The organism is Streptomyces sp. NPDC059853 (genome assembly GCF_042731495.1).
Lineage (GTDB): Bacteria > Actinomycetota > Actinomycetes > Streptomycetales > Streptomycetaceae > Streptomyces.
This window is the reverse complement of record NZ_JBHWJL010000473.1, coordinates 1-2,560: the sequence shown is the minus strand read 5'-3', so window position 1 is coordinate 2,560 and position 2,560 is coordinate 1. Positions and strand designations below refer to the sequence as shown.

Sequence of the window (2,560 nt, the reverse complement as noted above, 5' to 3'; positions counted from 1 at the left end):
GGGCTCCTCGGAGACCACCTCCACCATCTCGATCTCCGGCCTGGAGGCGTACGACTCCGAGATCACCGGACAGCACGCGGTGATGCCCGCGCTCTCCCCGGAGGCCCAGGCCGCGGTGGACGCGCTGCCGCCCGGCTCCGCGCTGCTGGTGGTGCGCCGCGGCCCGAACTCGGGCAGCCGGTTCCTGCTGGACGGTGACCTCACCACGGCGGGACGGCACCCGCAGAGCGACATCTTCCTCGACGACGTGACGGTCTCCCGCCGCCACGTGGAGTTCCGGCGCCGTCCCGAGGGCGGCTTCTCGGTCTTCGACGTGGGCAGCCTCAACGGCACCTATGTCAACCGGGAGCCCATCGACTCGGCGGTGCTCGCACACGGTGACGAGGTGCAGATCGGGAAATACCGTCTGGTGTTCTTCACCGGTCAGTACGGTGGGTGACGTCTCACGGAGAGTGTCCGGCGCCGCGCCGTGGTGCCCGACTATCCAAATGCCCCGGTCACGACCTAGGGTTGCTGTGTGAACCAGCTCGACGTCGTGGGTGTCAGGGTGGAATTGCCCAACAATCAGCCCATCGTTCTCCTCCGTGAAGTGGAGGGCGATCGCTACCTCCCCATCTGGATCGGCCCCGGGGAGGCCACCGCGATCGCCTTCGCTCAGCAGGGGCTGGCCCCTGCCCGGCCGCTGACGCACGACCTGCTGAAAAACGTCCTGGAAGCGATCGGACAGGAACTCACCGCCGTGCGGATCACCGATCTGCGCGACGGTGTTTTCTACGCCGAGCTGGTGTTCGCCAGCGGCGTCGAAGTGAGCGCCAGGCCCTCCGACGCCATAGCGCTCGCGCTGCGCGTCGGCACCCCCATCTACAGCAGCGACGGGGTGCTCGACGACGCGGGGATCATCATCCCCGACGAGCAGGAGGACGAGGTGGAGCGGTTCCGGGAATTCCTGGACCAGATCTCTCCCGAGGACTTCGGCTCCGGCAACCAGTAGCCGGGCGTGGCGATCGTTGACGCGCTGAGTGTGCATGCTTAGCGTCTGTGGGGCATGTCTTGGGAGGAGCGCCGTGCGCGTGCTCATCGTCACACCCGGTGAGCGACGAGGGCACGGTCGGGGCGTGCGGAACGGAGGCCGGGCGTGACAGGTAACGGCGAGGGTACGGCGGCGGGCGGGATCTCCCCGTTGCCGGGCGCGCCGCCGCGGCACCCCCTGCGGGCCCCGGACGCCCTCCAGGACCACGGCGGCGGCCCCACGGCGCACGAACACCTCGGCTACCGGGGCCCGAGCGCCTGCACCGCCGCCGGGATCACCTACCGGCAGCTCGACTACTGGGCGCGCACCCAGCTGGTGCAGCCCAGCATCCGCCCGGCGCACGGCTCGGGCACCCAGCGGCTGTACAGCTTCCAGGACATCCTGGTGCTCAAGATCGTCAAGCGGCTGCTGGACGCCGGGGTCTCCCTCCAGAGCATCCGCACCGCGGTGCGCGCCCTGCGCTCGGCCGATCTCACCGAACTGGCCGGGCTCACCCTGATGAGTGACGGCGCCACCGTCTACCGCTGCGAGTCCCCGGAGGAGCTGGCCGAGCTGCTGCGCGGCGGCCGTGGCGTCTTCGGCATCGCGGTGGGCGCGGTGTGGGGCGATGTGGAGGCGGCGCTGTCCCGGCTCCAGGCGGAGCGGGTGGACACCGGGGAAGTGGTCAGCGGTGGTCATCCCTCCGACGAGCTGGCCCGCCGCAGACAGCGCGGAGCGCGCTGACGGGAGCGTTCCCACGGATTGTCGGTGCCGTGCGGCACCATCGGGAGGGTGAGAGGCCAGCCGACGATCCTGCACCTCGACATGGACGCCTTCTACGCCTCCGTCGAGCAGGCCGCCAAGCCGTCCCTGCGGGGCAAGCCGGTGATCGTCGGCGGGCTCGGACCGCGCGGGGTGGTGGCCACCGCCTCCTACGAGGCCCGGCGGTTCGGGGTGCACTCGGCGATGCCGATGGGCCAGGCCAGACGGCGCTGCCCGAACGCCGCCTACCTGTATCCGCGCTTCGATGTCTACCGGTCGGTCAGCGACACCGTCATGGCGCTGCTGCGCGCCCTGTCCCCGCTGGTGGAGCCGCTCAGCCTGGACGAGGCGTTCGTCGACCTGGCGGCCGGCGACAGCGCGCACACCGCCGCCGAGGCCGCGGCCGTGGGGCGCGAGCTGCGCGCCCGGATCGTGGCGGCCACCACCGTCACCGGCTCGGTCGGGCTGGCCGGCTCCAAGATGCTCGCCAAGATCGCCTCCGAGCGGGCCAAGCCGGACGGCCTCCAGCTGATCGAGCCCGGCACCGAACGGGACCTGCTGGACCCGCTGCCGGTGCGCACCCTGCCCGGCGTCGGCCCGGCCACCGACGGGGTGCTGCGCCGGGCCGGCATCGCCACCGTGGGGGACGCGGCCCGCGCGGGGGAGACGGAGCTGGTGCGGCTGCTGGGCAGCGCGCACGGCACCGGGGTGCACGCCATGGCGCTGGGGATCGACGACCGCCCGGTGGTCGCCGAGCGGGACGCCAAGTCGGTGTCCGTGGAGGACACC

General features: G+C 71.9%; 4 protein-coding genes. All 4 read left to right on the top strand.

The window, feature by feature from the left end:
* Window positions 1-439 (top strand): FHA domain-containing protein (locus tag ACFV5N_RS26920; RefSeq protein ID WP_385604876.1); only part of this gene is annotated, 439 nt, incomplete at its 5' end.
* Window positions 440-517: 78 nt separating this feature from the next.
* Window positions 518-991 carry a bifunctional nuclease family protein gene (locus tag ACFV5N_RS26915; RefSeq protein ID WP_019434704.1) on the top strand — a complete coding sequence of 158 codons (474 nt, stop codon included), beginning with the start codon at window positions 518-520 and terminating at the stop codon, window positions 989-991.
* A gap of 144 nt (window positions 992-1,135) precedes the next feature.
* Window positions 1,136-1,753, top strand: coding sequence for a MerR family transcriptional regulator (locus tag ACFV5N_RS26910; protein WP_385604873.1), 618 nt, complete (start codon window positions 1,136-1,138; stop codon window positions 1,751-1,753).
* 48 nt (window positions 1,754-1,801) lie between these two features.
* Window positions 1,802-2,560 (top strand): DNA polymerase IV (dinB, locus tag ACFV5N_RS26905; RefSeq protein WP_385604870.1); only part of this gene is annotated, 759 nt, incomplete at its 3' end.